The organism is Vibrio sp. 1069 (assembly GCF_033340555.1).
Window position 1 is genome coordinate 1 of record NZ_JAWOWP010000206.1, and the last position, 857, is coordinate 857.

Annotated in this window: 2 protein-coding genes; one reads left to right on the plus strand and one right to left on the minus strand. The window is 42.5% G+C overall.

The genetic code is table 11. The features are described from left to right. Positions 1–599 (plus strand): alpha/beta hydrolase (locus R7040_RS25465; RefSeq protein WP_318097424.1); only part of this gene is annotated, 599 nt, incomplete at its 5' end. A 41-nt stretch (positions 600–640) separates the two neighbouring features. Here R7040_RS25465 and R7040_RS25470 read toward each other — a convergent pair. Beyond that, positions 641–857, minus strand: a 217-nt coding sequence (locus tag R7040_RS25470; RefSeq protein ID WP_318097426.1) for a DUF2007 domain-containing protein, incomplete at its 5' end; no start/stop codon positions are given.

Below are 857 nucleotides of genomic sequence, written 5' to 3' on the forward strand. Positions count from 1 at the left end.
ACACCTTCACGGAAGTGACGCAAGATATATTAAAAGTGCTGGATCACCTAAAAATCCAGTCGGCGCACTTTGTTGGCATGTCGTTGGGTACGATCATTGTTCGAAATTTAGCGGAGTTGTCTTCTGAAAGAGTTCGTTCGATGGTTTTAGGCGGTGCGGTGACACGCTTGAATACGCGTTCGCAGATTTTGGTTAAGTTGGGTAACTTCTGTAAACATATCTTGCCTTATATGTGGTTGTATAAGCTGTTTGCTTACATTGTGATGCCGCAACGAAGTCAGCGTGAATCAAGGCATTTGTTTATTCGAGAAGCAAAGAAGCTGTGCCAAAAAGAGTTTAAACGCTGGTTTATTCTTGCCGCGGATGTAAACCCATTGATGAAGTACTTCAAAGACAGAGAGTTACCCATACCGACATTGTATTTGATGGGTGATAGAGACTATATGTTCATCCAACCGGTGAAAGAGATGGTTGCAGCGCATAAGCTCAGTATCTTGCGTGAAATTCCAAACTGCGGTCATGTCTGCAATGTAGAGCGTCCTGAAGATTTTAACCAACACTCTATCGAATTTATAAAGCAACAAAGTATCGTCGCCTAGCCATCAATGTAGACACCTGAAATGCGAGAATAGGGGAACGATCATGGCTCCCCAATTTGATATCCACATTGCCAACACGCACCAAACTGTCCTTCGTTGTGTTCAAGACAATGAGGACATTGCCAGTCTTCATATATGTTGCTTTGTGACTGCTGCCTAAATGCTTCAATAATTGAGTGAGCTTTCAATTGTTGTTCTGGATCTAATAGCCAAACATAAGGATCAGTATCATCGCCAAAAGGAAGCTCACCTTTCAGA